Origin of the sequence: Arsenicicoccus sp. UBA2120 (assembly GCF_002330965.1) — a bacterium.
Taxonomy (GTDB): domain Bacteria; phylum Actinomycetota; class Actinomycetes; order Actinomycetales; family Dermatophilaceae; genus Arsenicicoccus; species Arsenicicoccus bolidensis.
In genome coordinates this window covers 29838-32553 of sequence record NZ_DCYC01000094.1, presented here as the reverse complement: position 1 = coordinate 32553, position 2716 = coordinate 29838, and the positions used below count along the sequence as shown (strand labels likewise).

The 2716-nt window shown below is 67.2% G+C and carries 2 protein-coding genes and 1 pseudogene; 1 reads left to right on the top strand and 2 read right to left on the bottom strand.

Going from position 1 to position 2716, the window contains the following annotated elements; translation table 11 throughout:
- Positions 1 to 119: 119 nt before the first annotated feature.
- Both B2P18_RS16315 and B2P18_RS16310 read right to left on the bottom strand, forming a co-directional pair.
- Positions 120 to 581: a peroxiredoxin gene (locus B2P18_RS16315; protein ID WP_286961597.1), complete on the bottom strand. Its 462-nt coding sequence runs from the start codon at positions 579 to 581 to the stop codon at positions 120 to 122.
- A complete protein-coding gene (locus B2P18_RS16310) occupies positions 578 to 964 on the bottom strand; it encodes a DUF3052 domain-containing protein (protein ID WP_286961596.1) in 387 nt (128 codons plus the stop codon). Before B2P18_RS16310 ends, B2P18_RS16315 begins: the two co-directional genes overlap by 4 nt.
- Before the next feature lie 160 nt (positions 965 to 1124).
- Between B2P18_RS16310 and B2P18_RS16305 the strand changes: the two are divergent.
- Positions 1125 to 2716: pseudogene (locus tag B2P18_RS16305) on the top strand (pyruvate dehydrogenase (acetyl-transferring), homodimeric type); the annotation flags it as partial.

Below are 2716 nucleotides of genomic sequence, written 5' to 3'. Positions count from 1 at the left end.
AGAAAAGCCGCGCCGCCGGGGTCTCGGGTCCCCGGCGGCGCGGTAGTGCCATCAAACCAGATCCGCATGGCCGTCGTGGGCCATTTCAGCCCAAAATTTGTGGGCATTCGCCCAAGTTGTCAGGCAAGTGACTGGAGTGCCTCAAGGTACCCGTTGAGCTCGCGAGCGTCGCCCAGACCGTTCTCGATCTTCCATCGAACGACGCCCTCGCGATCGATCACGTAGGTGCCTCGCGCCGCGGCACCGGGCCCCTCCTGGAAGATCCCGTAGGCACGCGACACCTCGCCGTGCGGCCAGAAGTCGCTCAGCAGGTCGAAGTCGTAGCCCTCCTGCTCCGACCACGCGCGCAACGAGTAGACGGGGTCGCACGAGATCGCCAGCACGCGGACGCCCGCGTCCTCGAAGTCCTCGAGGTTGTCGCGGATCTCGCACAGCTCGCCGGTGCAGATGCCGCTGAAGGCGAAGGGGTAGAACAGCACGACGACGTTGCGGCCACGCAGCTTCGACAGCGTGACGTCCTGGCCGTGCTGGTTCTTGAGCGTGAAGTCGGGGGCCGGCTGGCCCACCTCGACGGTGCTCATCGCTTGTGCGTCCCCAGCTTGGTGGCGACCCAGTTCGGGCCGACGGCGGACGTGGTGGTGATCGACAGCCCCGCGATCGGAGCGGCCTCGCCGATGTCGGCGCCCGAGACGTGACCGTCGCGGCCCACCTTCGGCGTGAGCAGCCAGACGAACCCACCTTCGTCCACGTCCTGCAGCGCATCGACGAGCGCGTCGGTCAGATCACCGTCCTCCTCGCGCCACCACAGGATCACGCCGTCGACGACCTCGCCGACGTCTCCGTCCACCATGGCGTTCCCGGTGTGCGACTCGATCGCCGACCGAAATTCCTCGTCGACGTCCTCATCCCAGCCGAGCTCCTGGATGACGGAGTCAGGTACGAAGCCCAGCTTTCCCGCGTCCACCGCACCTCCTTGTTCCCTACTTCTCGTAGGTCGTTCTGGTTGCTTGCCGGACTCACACTAGCGAACTCCGGGTGGTTTGATGGAGGAGTCCATCCCGACACCCGAGGGAGAGAGCACCATGGCCTCATCCGGCCCCGATCGCCCCATCATCCACGAGGGCATGCCCACCCAGCTGCCGGACGTCGATCCCGACGAGACGCAGGACTGGCTCAGCTCGCTCGACCAGATGGTCGACGAGAGGGGTCGAGACCGCGCCCGCTACGTCATGCTGCGGATGCTGGAGCGCGCGCGTGAGCAGGCCGTCGGCATGCCGGCGCTGCGCAGCACCGACTTCATCAACACCATTCCCCCCGAGCGCGAGCCCGACTTCCCCGGCGACGAGGACATCGAGCGACGCATCCGCTCCTACATCCGCTGGAACGCCGCGGTCATGGTCTCGCGCGCGAACCGCCCCGGCCTCGGCGTCGGCGGCCACATCGCGACCTACCAGTCTGCGGCCAGCCTCTACGAGGTCGGCTTCAACCACTTCTTCCGCGGCAAGGACCACCCCGGCGGCGGCGACCACATCTACTACCAGGGTCATGCCGCACCCGGCATCTACGCACGGTCGTTCCTCGAGGGCAGCTTCGACGAGAACCGCCTCAACAACTTCCGGCAGGAGCACTCGCAGGGCGCCGGCGAAGGTCTCTCCTCGTACCCGCACCCGCGGCTGATGAGCAACTACTGGGAGTTCCCGACGGTCTCGATGGGCCTCGCGGCGATCAACTCGATCTACCAGGCGCGCTTCAACCGGTACCTGCACCACCGCGGCATCAAGGACACCAGCGACCAGCACGTGTGGACGTTCCTGGGCGACGGCGAGATGGGCGAGCCCGAGTCGCTCGGCGCGATCAGCGTCGCCGGGCGCGAGCAGCTCGACAACCTCACGTTCGTCGTGAACTGCAACCTGCAGCAGCTCGACGGCCCCGTGCGCGGCAACGGCAAGATCATCCAGGAGCTCGAAGCACAGTTCCGCGGCGCCGGCTGGAACGTCATCAAGGTCGTCTGGGGCCGCGGCTGGGACCCGCTGCTCGCGGCGGACCGCGACGGCGCGCTGGTCAACCTCATGAACACCACGTCCGACGGCGACTTCCAGACCTTCAAGGCCAACGACGGCGCCTACGTCCGTGAGCACTTCTTCGGCCGGGACCCGCGCACGGCCAAGATGGTCGAGGGTTGGTCCGACGACGAGGTATGGCGTCTCACCCGTGGCGGTCACGACTACACGAAGGTGTACGCCGCCTACAAGGCCGCCACGGAGACCACCGGCGTGCCGACGGTCATCCTCGCCCACACGATCAAGGGCTACTTCCTCGGGCAGCACTTCGCGGGGCGCAACGCGACGCACCAGATGAAGAAGTTCGCCCTGGACGACCTCAAGGACCTGCGCGACCGGCTCGAGATCCCGGTCGCCGACAAGGTGCTCGAGGACGACCCCTACCAGCCGCCGTACTACCACCCCGGCATGGACGACGACCGCATCGCCTACATGATGACGCGGCGCAAGGAGCTCGGTGGCGGCCTGCCGTCGCGCCGTGACTCCGGCAAGGCCCTCAAGCTGCCGGAGGACAAGGCCTACGCGACGGTCAAGAAGGGCTCGGGCAAGCAGACCATCGCCACGACCATGGCGTGGGTCCGGCTGCTCAAGGACCTCATGCGCGACAAGGAGTTCGGCCAGCGCGTCGTGCCGATCATCCCCGACGAGGCCCGCAC